The 20,615-nt window shown below is 45.6% G+C and carries 17 protein-coding genes; 4 read left to right on the plus strand and 13 right to left on the minus strand.

Annotated elements, in window-relative coordinates; translation table 11 throughout:
• Window positions 1–108: 108 nt before the first annotated feature.
• The gene (locus T359_RS0113680) at window positions 109–681 is read left to right on the plus strand and encodes an Hpt domain-containing protein (protein ID WP_026517966.1); all 573 of its coding nucleotides are present in this window, start codon (window positions 109–111) and stop codon (window positions 679–681) included.
• On the opposite strand, the gene T359_RS0113685 is transcribed toward T359_RS0113680, so the two are convergent.
• The 3 genes from T359_RS0113685 to T359_RS0113695 all read right to left on the minus strand — a co-directional run bounded on the left by T359_RS0113685 (window position 678) and on the right by T359_RS0113695 (window position 6,159).
• Window positions 678–1,979: an ABC transporter substrate-binding protein gene (locus T359_RS0113685; RefSeq protein WP_026517967.1), complete on the minus strand. Its 1,302-nt coding sequence runs from the start codon at window positions 1,977–1,979 to the stop codon at window positions 678–680. The genes T359_RS0113680 and T359_RS0113685 overlap by 4 nt on opposite strands.
• On the minus strand, window positions 1,976–4,483 hold the full coding sequence (locus T359_RS21740; RefSeq protein WP_051545424.1) for a response regulator: 2,508 nt from the start codon (window positions 4,481–4,483) through the stop codon (window positions 1,976–1,978). Before T359_RS21740 ends, T359_RS0113685 begins: the two co-directional genes overlap by 4 nt.
• A 107-nt stretch (window positions 4,484–4,590) precedes the next feature.
• A complete protein-coding gene (locus T359_RS0113695; RefSeq protein ID WP_155840130.1) occupies window positions 4,591–6,159 on the minus strand; it encodes a hypothetical protein in 1,569 nt (522 codons plus the stop codon).
• A 221-nt stretch (window positions 6,160–6,380) separates the two neighbouring features.
• On the opposite strand from T359_RS0113695, the gene T359_RS0113700 reads away from it, so the two are divergent.
• The gene (locus T359_RS0113700) at window positions 6,381–7,184 is read left to right on the plus strand and encodes a hypothetical protein (protein ID WP_026517969.1); all 804 of its coding nucleotides are present in this window, start codon (window positions 6,381–6,383) and stop codon (window positions 7,182–7,184) included.
• A gap of 58 nt (window positions 7,185–7,242) precedes the next feature.
• Here the strand turns inward: T359_RS0113700 and T359_RS22220 are convergent, their stop codons facing one another.
• From T359_RS22220 to tig, 7 genes are all read right to left on the minus strand, one after another.
• Window positions 7,243–8,184: a GNAT family N-acetyltransferase gene (locus tag T359_RS22220; protein WP_081795589.1), complete on the minus strand. Its 942-nt coding sequence runs from the start codon at window positions 8,182–8,184 to the stop codon at window positions 7,243–7,245.
• 35 nt (window positions 8,185–8,219) lie between these two features.
• Window positions 8,220–9,053 carry a hypothetical protein gene (locus tag T359_RS0113710; RefSeq protein ID WP_022778998.1) on the minus strand — a complete coding sequence of 278 codons (834 nt, stop codon included), beginning with the start codon at window positions 9,051–9,053 and terminating at the stop codon, window positions 8,220–8,222.
• 888 nt (window positions 9,054–9,941) lie between these two features.
• On the minus strand, window positions 9,942–11,492 hold the full coding sequence (guaA, locus tag T359_RS0113715) for a glutamine-hydrolyzing GMP synthase (RefSeq protein ID WP_026517970.1): 1,551 nt from the start codon (window positions 11,490–11,492) through the stop codon (window positions 9,942–9,944).
• A gap of 180 nt (window positions 11,493–11,672) precedes the next feature.
• Window positions 11,673–12,485 carry an alpha/beta hydrolase gene (locus T359_RS0113720; protein WP_026517971.1) on the minus strand — a complete coding sequence of 271 codons (813 nt, stop codon included), beginning with the start codon at window positions 12,483–12,485 and terminating at the stop codon, window positions 11,673–11,675.
• Window position 12,486: 1 nt separating this feature from the next.
• Entirely contained in the window at window positions 12,487–13,839 is a 1,353-nt protein-coding gene (locus T359_RS0113725; protein ID WP_026517972.1) for a C40 family peptidase, read from the minus strand.
• A gap of 254 nt (window positions 13,840–14,093) precedes the next feature.
• Complete coding sequence (gene asnS / locus T359_RS0113730) at window positions 14,094–15,479, minus strand: asparagine--tRNA ligase (protein WP_026517973.1); 1,386 nt, start codon at window positions 15,477–15,479, stop codon at window positions 14,094–14,096.
• Between the two features lie 38 nt (window positions 15,480–15,517).
• Complete coding sequence (tig, locus tag T359_RS0113735; RefSeq protein ID WP_026517974.1) at window positions 15,518–16,771, minus strand: trigger factor; 1,254 nt, start codon at window positions 16,769–16,771, stop codon at window positions 15,518–15,520.
• Window positions 16,772–16,944: 173 nt separating this feature from the next.
• Here tig and T359_RS0113740 point away from each other — a divergent pair, with 173 nt between their 5' ends.
• Entirely contained in the window at window positions 16,945–17,421 is a 477-nt protein-coding gene (locus T359_RS0113740; protein ID WP_026517975.1) for a hypothetical protein, read from the plus strand.
• A gap of 44 nt (window positions 17,422–17,465) precedes the next feature.
• Here T359_RS0113740 and T359_RS0113745 read toward each other — a convergent pair whose 3' ends face one another.
• Window positions 17,466–17,918, minus strand: coding sequence for a DUF1934 domain-containing protein (locus T359_RS0113745; protein WP_026517976.1), 453 nt, complete (start codon window positions 17,916–17,918; stop codon window positions 17,466–17,468).
• 17 nt (window positions 17,919–17,935) lie between these two features.
• Entirely contained in the window at window positions 17,936–18,805 is an 870-nt protein-coding gene (gene ispE, locus T359_RS0113750) for a 4-(cytidine 5'-diphospho)-2-C-methyl-D-erythritol kinase (protein ID WP_026517977.1), read from the minus strand.
• A gap of 216 nt (window positions 18,806–19,021) precedes the next feature.
• Between ispE and T359_RS0113755 the strand changes: the two genes are divergently transcribed.
• Window positions 19,022–19,645: a hypothetical protein gene (locus tag T359_RS0113755; RefSeq protein WP_026517978.1), complete on the plus strand. Its 624-nt coding sequence runs from the start codon at window positions 19,022–19,024 to the stop codon at window positions 19,643–19,645.
• A 63-nt stretch (window positions 19,646–19,708) separates the two neighbouring features.
• Here T359_RS0113755 and T359_RS0113760 read toward each other — a convergent pair whose 3' ends face one another.
• Window positions 19,709–20,614 carry a dihydroorotate dehydrogenase gene (locus T359_RS0113760; RefSeq protein WP_026517979.1) on the minus strand — a complete coding sequence of 302 codons (906 nt, stop codon included), beginning with the start codon at window positions 20,612–20,614 and terminating at the stop codon, window positions 19,709–19,711.
• Window position 20,615 lies beyond the last annotated feature (1 nt).

Raw genomic sequence — 20,615 nt, forward strand, 5'->3', positions numbered from 1 at the left:
GAATCGACTAGAAAAATGTACACTAAACAGGCCCCAAAGTAAAGCACTGGAAAGCGTTTATTCAGGCACTTAATAGTGATATACTCAAAATATCGGAGGGTGACTTTTATGGATATTAATATTCCCGGAATTGATATAGAGAAAGCCATTGTGAATTCTGGCTCAGAGGAGCTTTTCATTGAACTTTTGGGTGATGTTTACAAGCTCATGGATGAAAAAAGCGATCTTGTAGAAACATACCTGAGAGAAAAAGACCTGCAGCGCTACACCGTTCAGGTCCATGCCCTGAAGACCACCTGCCGCATGATAGGCGCCATGGATCTTGGTGAGGAGTTTTTTACCCTGGAAAAGCTCGGAAAAGAAAATAATCTAGAGCAAGCGGTTAAGCTCACTCCAGATGTTTTGGATGCTTTCAGATCTCTAAAACCATTTCTTGAGCCCTATGCCTCCACCGGCAAAGGCCCACAGAAAGAATTCGACAAGGAAGCCTTTTCTGCTCTTCTTAATAAACTCCTTGAAGCCATAGATGATTTTAATCTGGGCGCCGCTGAAGATATCACAAAGCAGCTGCTCTCCTATAGCTGCGATGAAGATCTTGCAGACAAACTCAGCACCCTTGACAAATACGTCTCTAATCTCGATTATGATCAGGCAAAAGAGCTGATCCGGCAGCTAATCTAGTTCGATAACGTTCCGTACCCTGCCACTGCTTCATCCACGGTCAGTTCGCCGTTGATGACAGCGTAGGCTGCAGCCCTGAACTCTTTTACCGCAGTATCAAGAATCTCTGTGTCACTGGCGCTGATAGTCCGCTTCTCCGGGAAACCGGAAAGAGAAGCATAGACCTCATCCAGGGAGTAGTCCTTAGTGGGGGTTATAAGTCTCTTCATTTCCGCCATAAGCCCCAGCTCCTCTTCGCTGGTAAGGAATCTTATGAATTCATTGGTCATGTCAAGGTTTGCACTGTTCTTATTTACGCTGAAGGTAATCGACACTGAATCCATGTAATATCCGCCGTCATCCCCGGAAGGCGCCACATAGAAGTCATATTTGAAAGGATTGTCTGAAAAGGCCTCCGATTTACTCTCACGCTTTTTTGTTCCGGAAACCACATCGCCGGAGCAGAGCATCATTGGCACATCTCCTTCAAAAAACCGCATGATAACCGCATTGTAATCATCTTCAATCTCAGCTTTGCACTTATCTATATCTATGCAGCCGCTGTCCACAAGCTCTTTTAACCTGGTAAGGGGCTCTCTCAAGGCTTCCCCGGCAGAGGGTACAAGATTATTAAGGTCCGCCTCTATGCTCCTGTCATTCTTTACCACGTTTGCAAACATGGGATAAGCAAAGGCATAGCCTATTCCCGGGGTGGTATTGGTATTGCTGCCCATGAGAGGTGATTCGTAGCCCGCTGCCCTTAGCTTTTCACAGGTTTCCTTAAGCTCGCTGAAATTCTGAGGCACCTTTAGTCCCTCTTTTTCAAAGATATCCATATTAACCAGCATTCCGTAGGAGGTGGCAAAAACAGGCAGTGTCAGCATGCTTCCATCCTCCATCTCCCTTTTGACTCCGGGCCTTAAGCAGTCAAGATCGATCTTGAGGCTTGGGTCCGAAAGCACCTCAGCTGCTTCAAATAATGACTCGAACTTCTCATTTCCGTACATCCAGGGCTGGACAACGTAGATATCCGGAGGCTCCTGTCCTGCCAAAGCCTGGACTATGGTATTGCTATAGTCATCAAGGGAGGTGTACTGGATCTCACCGTTGGGATAATGGGCATAGAATCTTTCAAACTCTCTTTCAAGGGACTCAAAATTGGAGTAGGTTCCCACCACTGACAGCTTGTACTGGGTATCCTCTGAATATTTCGGAGAAAACTCCTTGGGGGCGCCTCCGCTCTGCCCGCAGCCTGCCACACCCAGGATCATAGCTGCCGTAATGGCAGTAGAAACAATTCTCTTAATTCCTTTATTCATGATTCGCTCCTTTCGATAAACTCTTTTATCTGGGAAGTGATTTCGTCCCGATTCATTCCCTTGAAACTACCTCTCAAAAGCTTTCCTTTGTCAAAATCGTTTTGCTCCGGCATATGGTCATCCATAAGGATCAGGTCCGTTTCATGCTTTTCCAGGTATTCACAGGCCTGTTCCACAGATTTGACCACCACGAGGTTATAGCTGCCCGACAGCCACTCCCTGAGCTTTCGCAAAAAATCTATATCATCATCCACCGCAAGAATATTTTTGACTGCAGCAGGTTCTGATTTTTCTTCTTCCCCGGAATCCTCCGGCGACTCCACCAGGTCGGAGGGCAGGTACATAAGAAGCATGCTCTCAAGCCTTCCCGTATCAATGGGCTTTGTCAGATAGTCATCAAAGCCGGCATTTATGTACATTTCACGCATTCCGGAAACCGCATTGGCCGTGAGGCATACCACGGGAGTCTTGCTGTTTGGTGTGTCCTTGCACGCCTTCATCTCCCGGATGGTCTCGATGCCATCCTTGTCCGGCATCATGTGGTCCAAAAATATCACGTCGTAGAGATTTCGCTTAAAAAGAGCTATGCAGGCATCTCCGCTGTCTGCGGTATCTATCTGCATTTTTGTCCTGCTAAGGAGGTTCACAAACACCTTGAGGTTGACCTCCATATCATCCACCACCAGTATCCTTGCTTTAGGCGCCGTAAACTGGACTCTGTAGAGCTTTCTTTCGCTGACAAAGCGCTTAAAAGCTTTATCAAACTCGCCCAGCGGCTCCCATTTCACTACTTTTTGTTCCAGGTCAAAAGAGAACTCGGAGCCCTTTCCATACTCGCTTTCCACCTGTATCTTGCTGCCCATCATGTTAAGAAAACTCTGGGCAATGGCCATTCCTAGGCCCGTACCTTCAATATTTCGATTCCTCTTTTCCTCGATTCTCTCAAAGGCCACAAAGAGCCTGTCCAGCTCCTCTTTCTTAATTCCTATTCCGGTGTCCTTTACGCTGACATGGAGGATCACCGTATCGGGCTTGTCCTCGCATTTTCTGCCTGATACAGAGAAGACTACACTGCCTTCCTTGGTGTATTTGACGGCGTTTGAAAGGATATTTGTGATGACCTGTTTTATCCTTATCTCATCACCATGAAGTATTCTGGGTATGCTTTTGTCCACCTCAAGACTGAAGTTGAGGCCTTTTTCATCGGCCTTTCGCTGAACCATGTTCACAAGGTCGTTTAAAAGGGACACAAAGTTATAGTCCACATCGATGATTTCCATTTTGCCGGCTTCGATCTTGGAGAAATCGAGGATGTCATTGATGATTCCAAGAAGGGTGTTGCCTGCGGCCCTGATGCTCTCGGAGTAGGTCAGGATTGCCTCCTCATGACTGTCCCTCAGGACCATTTCATTCATGCCGATAATGGCATTCATAGGAGTTCTGATGTCATGGGACATGGTGGACAGGAAGTAGGATTTGGCCTCATTTGCCTGATTCGCTGCCTCTGCTGCCACCGCCAGCTTGCGGTTGAAGCCCATGAGTATAAAGAGATTGAAATGTAAAAGAACCATCAGTCCCGCGGATACTATTCCCAGCAGGAGCCAGTCAATGGACCTGCTCACCGTCAGCTCATTTGCCGGAATATAAGCCACAAGGAACCAGGAATCAAGACCGGTCAGAGGGGTATAGGCTATGACACAGTCCTCATTCTTGGAGTTTCGGATATGCATGGAGCCGATGCCGGTGCGGATGGTCTCCACCACCTTGTTGTATTCCTGAGTGGTCATGGGATTGTAGGATTTGAAATATTCAAAGAAATTGCTGTTTTTCAGGGATTTGCCGTGGATCATGTAGTCGCCGTCCCAGTCAATAAGGGATATTTCCACTTTTTCATACTCACCCTTTAGGAAAATCAGCTTCTGCTCGAGGCGGCTTACGGGAACCACGCGGAAAAGAAGCCCTTCTCGCAGGACTCCGGTCTCACGGTCCAGAACCTTTACTTTTTTCAAAAAGGCAATGGACTGAACGCCGTTCAAAGGGTTGGTATAGGCCCTTGTCAGGTTAACCACGCCATCGGCAACATTATCGATTTCAAAATTGTCAAAAATACTGATATGGGAATAATTTACGGAAAAATTTGACGGATCCGTTGTGCTGGCGGAAGTCGAAATTCCCTTCATGGAACCGTCATCGATGTAGATAAGATGTCCCTGGATCTCCGGGGATATCTTAGCTTTTCTTATATAAGAAATGGCCTCATCAACGGTCATTGGAGTTCCAGCCTCCGCAGACCTGTTGATGTAATTGGACCAGATATCGCACAGATGCTGCTCATCCTCCAGGTAGTTGGCGATGATCTGCTCTGTGGTGATTGTCATCTTCTCAAAAGACGCAATCGAAGCATGGTTTGATTCTGTCGCCCTATCGTTGGCATATTTCACGATGATAAAAAGAATCAACCCTACTATCAAAATATTAATGATGATAATAAATCTCTTCTTCAATCTGCATCCTCTGTAACAAAAGTGATTTACATAATAATACAGATTAATTTTACCATTTTGCGTTTGTTGTTTTTCTTAAAAAAGTATAAATGGGCCATCCGCTTGCATCAATCCTCAATGAAGTGCATATACATTTTGTTGTCTATATAGTTCCGGATGTATTCGTCTGAAGTCATACCAAAATCTTTTTCAAAGGAACCCGAGGATTCAACAAGGCTATCAAGGCCATACTTTGCGATAAGGTCTTCTGTGATAACCATGGCTGCTTGGTAGGTAAGGTCAAATCCAAGGTCATCCATTTTTTCCATGCTACCGGCTATGTCGTATACGTCTCTTATTGTTTTTATATGCTTCAGATTCTCACGGGTTTCCGTTCCAAAGAAAGACAGATCGGTAAGACCATTTGCATATTCATAGCAGGTATACTGATTATTCTGATCCTTATCTTTTTCTCTCAATTTCTGATAGTAATCTACTATTGTCAATTCATATTCTGCTGCTCCATCCTGTTCCATTTTTGCCATGGATTCATCATCTATAATGCCTTCTTCATACCATTTCTGGAAGGAGTCACCAAACATGTTATGACCACGCACATAGGCCTCCTCATAGTCCCTGCTGTAGTATACTGCCAGCCCTTCAGCAATCCAGCCTTCCTTAAAGGAATAGTTTAACGTATGATGGATATACTCATGAACGAAAGTAATTGGATGAAGTAGTCTTATTACTCCATCTCTATATGTTGATAATTCGCCCTTGTCCGTCAGAGTAATCTGAACACTTTTGTGAAAGCTTTCTTCAGTATAAATGTCTGATTCTGCTGCGATTCTTTTACACAGATTTTGGATTCCCTCCTCCGCCTCGTACAGAAGACAGTAAACATCATCCACAGTTTTCAGCCACTCAACCTCTGTTATATCCCAGATGTTTCCGGCGCACTTAACAGTGGCGCCTGTTTGGCTTTTAACGGCTGTGGCAGCTTCTACTAATTCATCTATCTCATCGAATCTGAAATTGCCTGTGGATCCAAGATCTGCGAGCCATTCACCTCTGTGATCATTTACGGAAAAGTCGTTAAATGAGTATTTATCCAGAGCGTATCTAGTCAGGTAATATGCGCAGTCTCTGGACATTTGCAGGTCACTTTCTTCTGAAAATTCCTCAAAAAAGTATAAAGCGAAAAGAGGAAGTGTTTTCTCTTCTCTTTTATCAAGGTATTCTTTTACCTGATCCTCTGTATTAACAGGAGTATAGCCAAATGCATATTCTGTCAGGCCAACTGTTTTCCAGTATGCTAAGTCTGTGCACTTATCAGTGAATACCTCATAGAAGTTGTCAGCGCTGATCTCCTTCTCGGTAAAGTTGACAAGTCCGTCTCTTTTTATCTGCTTGCCGGAAGGTCCAATACCAATTTCAACGTCTGAAAGAGATACAACTTCATTTAATCTCTGCCATGCATCCTTTACCTTATTTACGGATTCTTCGGTCACATCCTCTGAGAAAAGTGTAACATTTACGTCTGTGGTACTTGCTAAAGTGGTGCTTGCTTCTATGATGCTCGCTGAAGTTCCTGCGTCTCCTCCTATATTCCCCATGTTCCCCTGAGCGCCGCATCCACAAAGCATTGCTGCAGAAAGCAGAACTCCTAAACTTTTATAAACAATTTTTTTACCCATTTCTTTCATACTCGCTCCCAACTGATTTGTTGTTTTTTCTCATAATAGCAGAGCCTGTCTTTCAGACAATGCGTATCCTCTGAAATATACAAAATCGGAGCTGAAATGTCAGAAAAGGGAGGTATCTATATATAAAAAACCCGAAAACCATTGACAACCCCCGGCTCAGGAGCCTAAAATCCTCATTAAATTGAAAAAAGTAACAGTTGGAGGAAATTTTAATGAGAAGAAAAGCAATTACTGCAGCTGCTTTGACCGTCCTTATGACCATGTCATTGGCAGGATGCGGTGAAAAAGCAGAGACAGTCTCTGCCAGCAGCGAGCAGGCATCTATTGTTGATGAACCGGCTCCTGCTACAGCATTCCCATCACCAGAAGAGAATGCAGCTGTGGAAACAACAACCGAATCTGCTATTGTAGTACAGAGCACAGAAGCCCCGGTTGGTGATGCGCCCGTCGGTGATGGTGCTGTTGGGGATTCATATGTCACAGATGGCGATGAATACGCAACCTGGCTTACCGGCAGATATGTCTGCACAAACAAAAATGAAGAATCTCTTGCTTTTGAGTTTTTTGAAGATGGTACTGTAGATACTCCGTCCGATGGCAGCGGTACATATTATATCGATTTTGACTGCAACTTTACTGTAAATCTTGCTATGCTTACCGGTAAAGGCAATTATGACCCAACCACTGATACTATAGATTTTACATTTGGAAATAGTGTCTATCACATGGAGCGCGATAAGAGTTACGATAATTCTGACGTAGAAAAGAACGTTTTATATCTTGAAGGCACATACTACTGCCCTGAACATCCTGATCCCAGCGATGACCTTCATTTCCAAAAAGATGGTACCGTAGAGCAGGCCGGTATGACAGGAACATACCACATCGACTCTGACAGAACCATAAGCGTCTCATTCCCGATTATTGGTGGCAGCGGAACCTACAACCAGGACGGTTCTCTGGACATAACCGTTGGTAAATTAAAGTATCACTACATACCGGATGACAGACAATAAAAAACTTAAGCTCAGCTGGTTACAATTTGTAACCAGCTGAGCTTTTTATATCAGGTGATTATAACCCCCGATCTATCTGATAATACTTAAAGTCAGCATCCTCATTCACATATTTAAAGCCAACTTTCTCCAAAACATGCTGGCTTCTCGTATTGGGTTGTATGGAATCTGCATACAGCGTTGGTATATCCAATTCATTAAAAACATAATCCACAGCAAGCTTCTCTGCCTGCGTCCCTATGCCTTGATCTTTATACTTTCCGTTTTTCAAACATATTCCTAATGTAGCGCAAGTATGATCTTCTATATTTTTTATGATTACTTCCCCGACAATCTCTTCGCCGTGCATGATTGCAAGAGTTTTTCTCTTAAGAGTCATCTGGCGTTTAATATATTGATCAACCTTTTCCTCACTGTACTCGTACGGAACGTACTTTGTTTTATCAAGCCATAGATCCGGGTCATTTTCATATTCTTTAAAATATCTGTGATACATTTCCGGAGTCATCGAAGTAAGATAAATGGCTCTATCTCTATTGCCTGCAGTCATCTCAACCATCTTAAGATCACATTCATCAACATAACCGATATCTTCCTTTAAATCCCACAGACGGATTCGTTCCATTTCATCTCCTTCAGAGTGAATGAATGGCTGCAGTTCTGATAATTCACCGGTAAATACTGCCTGATATTTGATAATTCCCCTGCAATCCCTGACTTTAAACAATCCAGCAAATCTAAGATCCCGGTGTGCCTGATGAGTCTCTTCAAACAACTCACGAATCGCTGCCTCACGGGCTGTTTCTCCCTGCTCTATTCTTCCAGCAGGAAATTCCCACTGCCCTCTCCAGAAATTATATCCAATAAGGAATTCACCATTTACCGATATAACAGCAAACGCACCTGTAACCGGATCGTAATTCTCTATTTCTTCTTCACTGACCTTTAAATATTCAAGCAGCGTCCATCCGCTTTTATTCTGTGCTAACATATCCTCCATCTATATTAAGTCCTCCTGCCCCCGGCGAGTTTTAACTAAACCAGGTAATTTTCAATCATAGCCTTTATTATATTAGAACTTAAGGCATGTTGAGAAGTTTCAAATGTCATTATCATGTTTTTTCCCTGAAAATATCCATTCTGTTCATAGGTATTAATCTTCGCTACATTCTTGTTGGCATAAGCTATGTTATCCATCATTCCAAAATGTTCCCATATAAACTCTTGTCTTGTACTCACATTTAGGCACATAAAATCAGGACGAACCGTTTCCTGTCCCTTTAGGGTGATTGGATATTCATAACGATAAGGGATGCCCTTTTGCTCAAGCATGTTAGCAATAATCAGCTCTGACTTGGATCTTACCCTGACTCCACAAGTTGAATAAAAGCTTATATCCTCGCTGACTGACATCGGCTCATAACTCACGCTAGTCCACCTCTCAACGAATTGCTCACTAGATAGTTCTGTCGGAACAATCAACCTTCTCCTGCCGTCATGTAATGATTCATAGACGTCGGATATCATATTTTTTTCTAGAAGTTTTTCATATTTTTTTGTTAGCTTTATTTCTGCCTCTGCAATCTTTAATACTCTTGAATCATAGTCTTTCTGGGCAAGTTTACAGGCTAACTGGCAATTATCATCTTTAATGTACTCTCCATTAAAGTCTTTCGGATCAGTTCTATAATAATACTGAATACGATTTCCACTTCTTGAGATCCGTAATAGCCCTTCCGGCGCTTTGGCTATTGTCTTTTCTTTTTCAGTGATTATCTTTTTTAGGTATAAATTTCTCGCCTTTAGCGCTTCAAGAAGCTCTTTTTCTTTATTTGCTCCAATAATTTCATTATACGTTTTTACTGTCATTATCATTTCCCCTTAGTATTAGTTATATTGACAGATAGATTCGGAAATTATCCTTCTCATATCCGTCGTAAATTCTTTAATCAGCTCGCTCAAACGGATATGATTCCAAAAACCAGCTTATCTATCCGTCAATTTCGCTCTATATCTCGGAACTCCAGCAGATATAACCGCACAGATTGCCTCAGCTATCCGCCAACATTCTCACCATAATTCTCTTTTATACAGATAGGTTGTGCCAAAACAACCAAGCTATCCGTCATAATAATTGTTAAATGCATTTACTTGCAGATAGATAACACAAATCTCCTGGTTCTATCTGTATAATCTACAAAAATACTCAACAAGTGAAATCCTGGCCGCTCCAGAAAGAGCAACCACTTCAAAAGATACTTTGAAAAAAGAATTCTCTTGAAAATACAATGCATAATATACAGCAAAAAAACATGAAAGTAAAGGCTAGCTATTTCCGCCTTCCCCCTTGACCACCAAAATGCCCTCTCTGTGGGAAGGCGGTTTATCACTCCTCTTATAGAAATCGCTTGAAAACGCAGCGATTTCTAGAAGCGTCTGTTGTCGCCAGATACTTCGATAATTCATATGAAAATCCCTTCAGGATTTCCGCCGATAACAAAGGAGCCAGGACTGAATGCGAGCATTCATCCTGACTCTCTCATCACTCCTCTTCTAGAAATCGCTTAAAAACGCAGCGATTTCTAGAAGCGTCTGTTGTCGCCAGATACTTCGATAATTCATATGAAAATCCCTTCAGGATTTCCGCCGATAACAAAGGAGCCAGGACTGAATGCGAGCATTCATCCTGACTCCTTTGTTATCGACTAAAACCACTGCGTGGTTTTTCATATGAATTATCTCGTGCCTGGCTCGTTATCACTCAAGTTCTACAGTTCCCGGGGGCTTGGAGGTGAGGTCATACATTACGCGGTTAACGCCCTTGACCTCGTTGATGATGCGGCTCATAACGCGCTGGAGTACCTCGAAAGGAATCTGTGAGGCTTCGGCTGTCATGAAGTCGATGGTCTCAACTGCGCGGAGGACTACTGCGTAGTCGTAGGTACGCTCATCGCCCATAACACCTACGGAGCGCATGTTGGAGAGAGCTGCAAAGTACTGATCAGGGAGCTTCTCCAGGCCTGCGGCTGCAAGCTCTGTGCGGTAGATGTAGTCGGCATCCTGAACGATGCGAACCTTCTCAGCTGTAACTTCACCGATGATACGGATGCCAAGTCCCGGTCCGGGGAATGGCTGACGGTAAACAAGATACTCGGGAAGCCCCAGCTCAAGGCCTGCCTTTCTTACTTCGTCCTTGAAAAGAAGACGAAGGGGCTCGATGATCTCCTTGAAATCTACATAATCAGGAAGTCCGCCAACGTTGTGGTGTGACTTGATAACAACGGATTCTCCGCCGAGACCTGACTCTACTACGTCGGGATAAATAGTTCCCTGGGCAAGGAAGTCAACTTTTCCAATCTTCTTGGCCTCTTCCTCAAATACACGGATGAACTCCTCGCCGATGATCTTGCGCTTGCGCTCGGGCTCTTCTACGCCCTTGAGCTTGGCATAATATCTCTCAGCCGCATTTACGCGGATAAAGTTAATATCGAAATTACCGTTGGGTCCGAATACGCCCTCAACCTCGTCGCCCTCGTTTTTACGAAGAAGACCGTGGTCTACGAATACGCAGGTAAGCTGCTTGCCGATGGCCTTGGCAAGAAGAGCTGCGAGAACCGATGAATCAACGCCGCCGGAAAGAGCAAGAAGAACCTTGCCGTCTCCAACCTTATCTCTGATCTCCTTAACCGTATTTTCTACGAAGGAATCCATGCGCCAGGTTCCGGAAGTCTCACAGATTCCGCGAACAAAGTTGTGAAGGATCTCTTTTCCCTTAACTGTGTGGAGAACCTCAGGATGGAACTGGATCGCATAGAGCTTCTTCTCAGGGCAGGCTGCTGCTGCAACGGGACAGTCCGCTGTGTGGGCCACTACTTCAAAACCCGGAGCAATCTTACTGATATAATCGAAATGACTCATCCAAACGATGGTGTCATCTTCGATACCTGCAAAAAGAGTATTCTTCGCACCATCGATATAAGTCTTGGTCTTACCGTACTCACGAACGGGAGCCTTCTCAACATTACCTCCCATAAGAAGCATCATAAGCTGTGCTCCGTAGCAAAGACCAAGAACGGGGATCCCCAGTTCAAAAAGCTCTTTGGTATAAGTTGGAGCGCCCTCCTCATAACAGGAGTTAGGGCCCCCTGTAAGGATAATACCCTTGGGATTCATCGCCTTGATCTGGTCGATGGGGGTGCGATAAGAATAAATTTCGCAATAGACGTTACATTCTCTGACTCTGCGGGCAACCAACTGATTGTACTGCCCACCGAAGTCGATAACTATGACCTTTTCTTCTGAAGCCATGCTTTCCTCCAATGTTTTATATAAACATAATTACTGCATAACTACTACGACAGGAATCTGCCATAAGCAAATCCTCAATTGCGTTGATTATACAATAGGACCCTCGATTGCACAAGCAACATAACTAACAAAACCATCCTGTTCAATCAGGATGGTCTGTCATCTATGCACAATGCACTGTCATTTCTGTACATTACCACTATTCATGCCCTGACTGCTCTCCTCAAGAGGAAGCCAGTCTATCACCTTTTTAATCTGCTGATCCCAGAAGTCCCAGTCATGGCCGCCCTTTTCTTCATCCCAGGTAAGGTCAGCACCGTTTTTGACAAAAAAGTCTCTGAGTTCAATGTTGGCAGGATACAGGTCGTCCTCAGTTCCGCAGGACATATAGATCTTGGGAAGTGGCTTTCCATTGCTAAGAAGCTCATTAAAGGCAACAGTGGGATTCATATTGCTGTCGGCCGCCTCGTCCACATCCCCCATAACAGCATACTCAAGGCCGAGATGTCCGATATTCTTGTCAAAAAGATGTACGGCTGAGGACAGTCCTGCTATAGCCCCGAAGGTATCAGGGTTATTAAGTCCGTTTACGATCGCTCCGTAGCCGCCCATGGAAAGACCTGCAATATAGGTATCTTCCCTTTTATCAGATAAGGGGAACATTTTTCTTGTTATATTAACCAGCTCTTTTCCGATAAAATCAGCATAATTTACCTTAGTCACAGGGCTGTTCAGGTAAAAAGAGTTATCTCCTGAGGGCATCACCACTGCAAGATTCTTCTCTTCTGCCCATCTCTGGATTCTGGTTCCGCTGACCCAGTCTGTGTAGTTGCCAAATACTCCGTGGAGAAGATAAAGGGTCTTGAATTTACCTCCCTTAGGCATTGCATAGTCGAAGGTGGTGTAATCCAACTTGTCTGCCGGAAGAATGACATTCACCGGCACGGTGCGCATAAGATTTTTGGATAAATAGTTTACCTGAATAAGTGCCATTTTATAAAAACCTCCTTACGGAAATAATTGACCTGTAGGTGGCGGGACTGTATTTGATTCCCGTCTTCTGAGTGCTGGCATGGACAATCTGTCCGCCGCCGATGTAGATTCCCACGTGTCCGCCATAGTAGATGACATCTCCGGGCTGGGCGTTGGCATAGGATACCTCCTTGCCGTAGGCTCCCTGAGCCCAGGAGGTTCTGGGAACCGATATTCCGAAGGCCTTGTAAACAGACTGAACAAAACCTGAGCAGTCCGCTCCGTTGGTGAGGCTTGTTCCCCCGGGAACGTAAGGATTTCCAACAAATCTGCAGGCATAGGCTGCTATATTACTACCTGTGGCACTTCCGGGATTGGCTGTGTTTCCGCCTCCTCCGGAACTGTTATTCCCTCCGGAGCTGCCGGATCCACCGGTATTTCCACCGGAATTGTCCGAGCCGCCTCCGCCGTCTCCGTTTTCCTTCTCCGCCTCAGCCTTGGCTGCATCCTCTGCTGCCTTGGCTGCCTCCGCAGCCTTCTTGGCGGCGTCAACTTCCTTCTGCTTGGCTTCAAGCTTCTTCTGAAGGGATGCGATGCTGGCCTGCTGGCTCTTGACCTGGGCTGTGTAAACCGCCGCGTCCTGCTTTGCCTTGGCGAGCTTCACCTCATAGTCAGCGTACTTGGCCTTGTAATCCGAAAGAAGCTGCTCCATGTAGTTCTGCTCTTCCTCAAGCTCATACTCAGAAGCCTCCAGCTCGGCCTTTTCCTCCTCAAGTTGATTTCCATAGGCCTCAGCGGCATCCTTGGCTGCTATATACTCCGCCAGCTTGATCCTGTCGTATTCGTAGAGTTCTTCCACATACTGGGCCTTGTTAAGGGCATCGGAATAACTGGTCGCTGTCAAAAGAATCTGCATATAAGAGAGATTGCCCTTCTCGTACATGAACTTGACTCTTTCCACCATGGCAGTGTACAGGGTCTCTTCCTGGGCCTTGGCCGCCTCATACTCCTGTTGTGTCTGCTCTATCAGATTCTGCTTGTTCTCAATATCTTCCTTGATAAGCTCAATATCCGCCATAAGCCCCACCAGTTCAGCCTGGGTCTCGTCAATAGCTTCCTGGGTCTCCGCCTCTGCGTCCGCAATATCACCGATCTTGTCATTGGCCTCATTAAGCTTATTCTGGCTGGCATTCTTCTCGTTCTCCGCCGCCTTCTTCTGCTTCTCCAGTTCCTTCTTTTCCTTCTCCAGCTTCTTCTGCTGCTCCTGGAGCTCCTCACTGGTGGTGGCAAAAGAGGTCATGGGACTGGCCGCAAGCATACTGACAGCCAGCAGCGCCGCCAACAATCTATTTCTAAGTAATCTTCTTTTCTTCATATCCACCCGATTCAAATGAATCACAAAATGTACAGACTAATAAAAAAACACTACTAAATATAGTATAACATTCCCGCTAACTTCTATCTATAAGAAAACCCCCTTGCCGTGATACGCAAGGGGGGTGATGTATGATTTATGAATAATTAAATTTTTTAATGATATACGAATTGCTCCATGGCTACGCCATTCTCGCAATTCTACAAAAATTCGGAAATCGCGGGGCCCCTGCCCCACTTTATTCCCCTATATCATTAAAAATCGCAATTTCTCGGAGTCCTAGGATAAGGAATTACGTCACGGATGTTCTCAACGCCGGTTAAGTACATGATAAGACGCTCAAAGCCCATACCGAAGCCGCTGTGGATGCATCCGCCGTATCTTCTGGTGTCGAGATACCAGTCGATGCCTTCCTTATCAACGCCCATCTCATTCATTCTCTCAATGAGCTTGTCCAGATTCTCTTCTCTCTGGCTGCCGCCCATGAGCTCGCCTGCCTGAGGAACAAGAAGGTCTACAGCAGCAACAGTCTTGTTGTCAGGGTTAACCTTCATGTAGTAAGCCTTGATGTCCTTCGGCCAGTCTGTGATAAATACAGGGCCGCCAAAGTGCTCAACGATGTATTTCTCGTGCTCTTTAGCTATATCCTCGCCGTAGTCAGGCTCGAACTCCCACTTAACATCAGCTTTCTTGAGGATGTCTACAACATCATGGTGACTGATACGTGTGAAGTGTGCATTAACGATATCATTAAGCTTGTCCTTAAGTCCCTTGGATACGAACTGGTCGCAGAAATTGATCTCCTCAGGGCACTTGTCACAAACATATTTAACAACGAACTTGAGCATATCCTCTTCGATATCCATAAGTCCCTCAAGATCACAGAAAGCCATCTCAGGCTCGATCATCCAGAACTCGTTGGCATGGGTCTGGGTGTTGGAGTTCTCTGTTCTGAAGGTAGGTCCGAAGGTATAAATATCACCGAAGGCCATAGCGAAGGTCTCGCCCTGAAGCTGTCCTGAACCTGTGATAAAGGACTGCTTGCCGAAGAGGTCCTTGCTGAAATCAACCTGACCGTCCTCGGTCTTGGGAAGATCGTTCATGTTGAGAGTTGTGATCTTGAACATCTGATCTGAACCCTCACAGTCAGCACCGGTGATCAGAGGAGTGTGAACGTAAAGGTATCCTCTGTCCTGGAAATAGGTGTGAATCGCCATAGCTGCCACACTTCTGATGCGGAATACAGCGCTGAAGAGGTTTGTACGGGGACGAAGATGTGCCACGGTACGAAGATACTCTCTTGTATGACGCTTGGGCTGGATAGGATAATTCTCAGGGCAGTCACCTAAAAGCTCAACTGCAGTAGCCTTAACTTCGAAAGGCTGCTTATTTTCGGGAGTGAGCACCAGGCTACCTGTTACCTTAACGCTGGAACCGACTCTTATCTTGGAGATGTCATCAAAATTATTAAGTTCCTGATCGTAAACAACCTGCAAATTTTCAAAGAATGAACCGTCGTTTACGTTAAGGAATCCAAACTGTGCCTGTGCGCGGTTAGTACGTACCCAAGCGCAGATGGTCACTTCTTTGGAAGCATACTCAGAAGTATTTCTGAACAGCTCTTTAATTTTTGTTCTCATCTTTTTTCTCCTCTTAGTTAATATTTATTATGTAAAAATTATTCTGCCTCACCGTCAACAACATTGGCGTGCTCTTTAAGGAACTCTACAACCTTCTCAGCCATAAGTCCTTCTCTGTAAAGCTCAAGATCGAGAGAAGCCTTGTACTCCTCAAAGCTGCTGAAAGCGGTAGAAGAAGCGCTCTCATAAGCCTCCTTGAGATACTTGTCAATGTCTGCATCTGTAATAGTGATGCCCTGCTCATCAGCGATAGCCTTGAACATTACATACTGATCAGCCATATCTTCGGCTGTCTGCTTGAAGAACTCCTCCTCAGTGCCTGCAAAGCCCTGGGCCTGAGCCATCATTGAAAGAATGTTGGAAGCAGAGTACTGCTGACCGTACATATATGAATACATGCTTGCATAGTAATCAAGCTGATCAACCTGCTCCTTCATGAATCTGTTAAGAAGCTTCTCAGGGAGCTCTTTGAACTCTGCGCCCTCTGTTACAGCCTTGATAACCTCGTTCTCAAGCTCTGTCTTATAGTTGCTCTCACCCTCTTCTGTAAGGGTCTTCATTACATGAGCGCTGAGCTCCTCAAGATTGGTAACGTCCTCATAGCCAAGGCCTGCTGCCCACTCATCTGTAAGCTCTGTGCTGGTCTCGCTGATGGTGTTAACTGTTACGGTAAATACTACATCCTTGCCTGCAAGATTGGCTGCGCCGTAGTTCTCAGGGAAAGTGAGGTTAAGATCTCTTGTCTCACCAACCTTGGCGCCGATAAGTCCGTCCTCGAAGCCGTCGATATAAGAATGGGAACCGATAACAAGATCAGCGCCCTGAGCTGTACCGCCGTCAAAGGCCTCCTTGGTATCAGCATATTTGCCCACATAGTCGATATTTACTGTATCTCCGCTCTTAACAGGTCTGTTTACCTGGGTAAGAAGTGGATTGGACTGGGTCAGAGTGTTGTTGATGTAGTCCTGAACATCCTCCTCTGTAACATTAACAGCGGGAACCTCAACGGTTACGCCGTCATACTCGGTAAGAGTAACATAATCGGATGCATTGATCTCGCTGAGGGTCATCTCCTCAAGGCCGTCAACATATGCGGCAACATCAAATCCGTCTGTCTCTGTGGTTGTCTCGGAAGCTGTCTCTGTAGAAGCGCTCTCAGCGGGAGCCTCTGCTGTCTCGGCTGTCTCGGCTGTCTCAACGCCGCTGCCGGCATTCTCTGTCTCCTTGCCGCAGGCTGCAATTGTTGTAGCCATTACAGCACCTATAAGTATAACTGCTATTTTCTTTTTCATAATTTCTCCTTTAACATAAGCTAATTAACGGTTAGCCCACACCTTTCTTTCAAACAATATTTTTTATACTACCACACCTTCGCTTCTTATTAAAGTATTTTATTTGCCTTACGGACCAATCAATGCTACAATAGTTTAGCATTTTTATTCAGAATCATTCGGAGGGTTTTGTTGTGAGTACTGGACTTATAGTATTAATCGTTGTTTTAGTCGTTTTGGCAGCCTTAGTTGTAGCACTTATTTTCCTTGGAAAAAGAGCTCAGAAGAAGCAGGATGAGCAGCAGGCTCAGCTGGATGCTATGAAGCAGTCAGTTACAATGCTTATTATCGATAAAAAGCGCATGAAGCTCAATGAAGCAGGTCTTCCTCAGGCAGTTATCGAGCAGACACCCAAGCTCCTTCGCAGATCCAAGCTTCCGATCCTCAAGGTTAGAATCGGTAACAGAGTTATGAGTCTTATCTGCGACGAGAAGATTTTCGACAAGGTTCCTGTTAAGAAGGAAGTTAAGGCGTCCGTAAGCGGAATCTATGTAACAGAGGTCAAGGGCCTTCGTGCCAACAAGGGTCCCGCTGTAGAGGAAAAGAAGGGCTTCTTCAAGAATCTTGTTGCTAAGGCTCAGGAAAAGGCCGGCGCCAAGATGGTTAAGTAATTAAATAAGAAATTGAATATTGTATGCAAAATAATCGGAGGTCCTTAAAGGGCCTCCGAATTTTTTATCTCTATTACCATCATGGAATCCGACAAAACTTCGCCACCCATCTCCAGGGCGTACTCCGCCATAAGCTTCATCTCTTCATCCTGTCTGGTTCTTATAAAATCAAAATTGTTGGTGCGAACCTTCATCTGCATTGAGCCGTAGGGAGTGTGATACTCCGTGTCGTACTCAAGCCTGTCCGCAAAGGCGAGCTTGGACTTGATATCTCCGCCTCTGATGATCTCCATGCCCTTTCCGTCAGGGGCTATGGACACCTTGTTGTGGACCTTCACGGTTCCGCCGCCGGCATCCTGCTCCTCGTCATATTCAAGGACGCACATGCCGTCTTCCATTTCTTCAAAAACACCTGCGGAATTGGTAATGATCTTTTCCGTAGGCTCACCGGCTCTGGAATGAATGCCGGTTACTGTTACATCGACATTTTTTTTCATAATATTGCTCCCTCAGATCAGTTGTTAGGGTTGATCGGCCCTGATAAAAACACCTCTTTCGTTATATGACTTGATAAAACCTTATCCACTGCCTCTTTTGCCTTGTCCTGATCCTCAAATATAGCAAAAACTGTGGGGCCGCTGCCGGTCATAAATGCTCTTACAGCGCCGGCCGCTTCCAAAATCTCCTCAAGCTGCCCTATCTCCTGATATCTTGATGCAGTTACGGGCTCAAGAACGTTGCCTATAAGGTCGCACATCTTTCTGATATCACCGGCCTCGATGGCTGCTCTTATGCCGTCTATATCCGGGTGGCTCTCTATCTCCTTGCTGTCCAGCTCCTTGTAGACCCAGCCTGTGGAAACATCAATGGGGGGCTTGGCAATTACAATGGGACAGTACTTCATGTCCTTCAAAATAGTGAGCTCCTCGCCGATACCCTCAGCCAGGGCTGTGCCTCCCAGGATGCAGTAGGGAATGTCCGCTCCCAGCTTGACCGCCAGTCTGCAGAGCTCCTCTTTGGAAAGTCCCAGGCCCCAGAGCTCATTCAGTGCGGTGTAGGCCGCTGCTCCGTCTGTACTTCCGCCTGCCATGCCCGCTGCCACGGGAATCCTCTTGATAAGCCTTATATCTGCGCCTTTTTTGACGTTATACTCTTCCTGGAGCTGCCTTGCAACCTTGCAGATCAGATTGCTGTCATCAGAGGGAATCTTGTCGGACTCTGTAAAAAGAGCTATCTCCCCAGTGTCGTTGTCGGAAAAAGTAAGGGTGTCATACAGATCCACGTTCTGCATTATCATTCTCACTATGTGATAGCCGTCAGCCCTTCTTCCGGTGACATCCAGTCCCAGGTTTATCTTGGCATAGGCCTTTTTTTCAATCGTCATAATTACCTACCATTTTCTTACATATTTGCTAAATCGATTAAGTGCAGATATTCTCTGCTTTTTTAATCTTCCCACTATCCATCTTTAAACTCAAGAAAAAAAATTCAAAAAAAGACTAAAGTTTTTTGAAATTCTGCCGATAAGAGGATTAGGTAAACCATGGTTTTCGTTTCAAGCGCGGTATTTAGTAAACCTGTCGCGGAAAAGGAGTTCGGTATGGGCGTAAACGGAGTTACCGAGGTTACTAACAACATCGCAACAGCTTATACTTCCACTGTAAATCCTCAGGTTGAGGAAAAGAAAAAAGATTCGGAAGTACAGGCAAAATCGGAAGCTGCAGCCGTTTATGAGAAATCTGATGAAAGCGCGCAAACCACCACGATTTCTCAGAAGGAAGCGGACAGAACCAAGATCATCAGACAGATGCAGGCTGACGTAGAGCAGCGCAAGGCACAGCTCCTTGACATCGTCCAGAAGATGATGGGCAAGCAGGCCAAGGCCTATGGCATCGCCAATTCTGACAATGATGAGGATTCCATCTGGAAGTTCCTTGCAAAGGGCGACTTCACAGTGGATGCAGCTACCAAAGCACAGGCACAGGCTGACATAGCAGAGGATGGATACTGGGGCGTTAATCAGACCTCGGAAAGAATCCTCGACTTTGCCAAGACACTGGCCGGGGACGATCCCGAGAAGCTGGAAAAAATGAGGGCAGCTTTTGAGAAGGGCTACGCACAGGCTGAAAAGACCTGGGGCGGTGAGCTTCCTGATATCTCAAAACGCACCTATGAAGCAGTGATGAAGGGCTTCGACGATCTCACCGGAAAAACAGAAACTTAAACGTTGCTAGTAACACATTGAGCCGGGTACTCACAATACCCGGCTCAAGTTTTGTTATTCTTATTATTCTACAATTCCTCTTAATTCGTTTATATCCTGCACTCCGTATCTGGTCATGTACTCCTCGATGCCTTCTACCACCTTCTCTGTGGTGTAGGGATCATGGAAGTTCATGGCTCCCACGGCTATGGCTGTGGCTCCCGCCATGATAAACTCTATGGCATCCTCAGCGTTGGCGATTCCGCCCATTCCGATAATGGGAATGTTCACCGCATGAGCAGCCTCGTATACCATGCGAACTGCCACAGGCTTGATGGCAGGGCCTGAGAGGCCTCCTGTCTTGTTGGCCAGGGCGAATTTCCTCTTGTGGATATCGATCTTCATCCCGGTAATGGTATTGATAAGGGAGATGGCATCCGCTCCCGCAGCCTCTGCGGCCTTGGCCATCTCAGCGATGCTGGTGACATTGGGGCTGAGCTTCATGATAATGGGCTGCTTTGCCACCTCTTTTATTCTGGAAGTTATGTCATAAAGAGCTGCGCTCTTTTGTCCAAAGGCGATGGCTCCCTCTTTTACATTGGGACAGGACACGTTGATCTCCAGCATGTCCACTCTCTCCTCATCTCCAAGGCGCTCCACAACCTCTAAATAGTCCTCCACGGATTTGCCGCAGACATTGACGATGACCTTGGTGTCATAATCCTTGAGGAACTTCAGGTCTCTGTTTGCAAAAACCTCAACTCCCGGGTTCTGAAGGCCGATGGCATTGAGCATTCCGCCGTAAACCTCAGTAACTCTCGGGGTGGGATTGCCGGGCCAGGGCACATTGGCAACGCCCTTGGTAACCACAGCTCCCAATTTATTAAGATCAACAAAATCCGCATACTCCATGCCGGATCCGAAGGTTCCGGAGGCTGTCATTACGGGATTTTTGAATTTTACTCCTGCAATTTCAACTGATGTATTCATG

The organism is Butyrivibrio sp. MC2021, from assembly GCF_000621605.1.
In the GTDB taxonomy this organism is placed as follows: domain Bacteria; phylum Bacillota; class Clostridia; order Lachnospirales; family Lachnospiraceae; genus Butyrivibrio.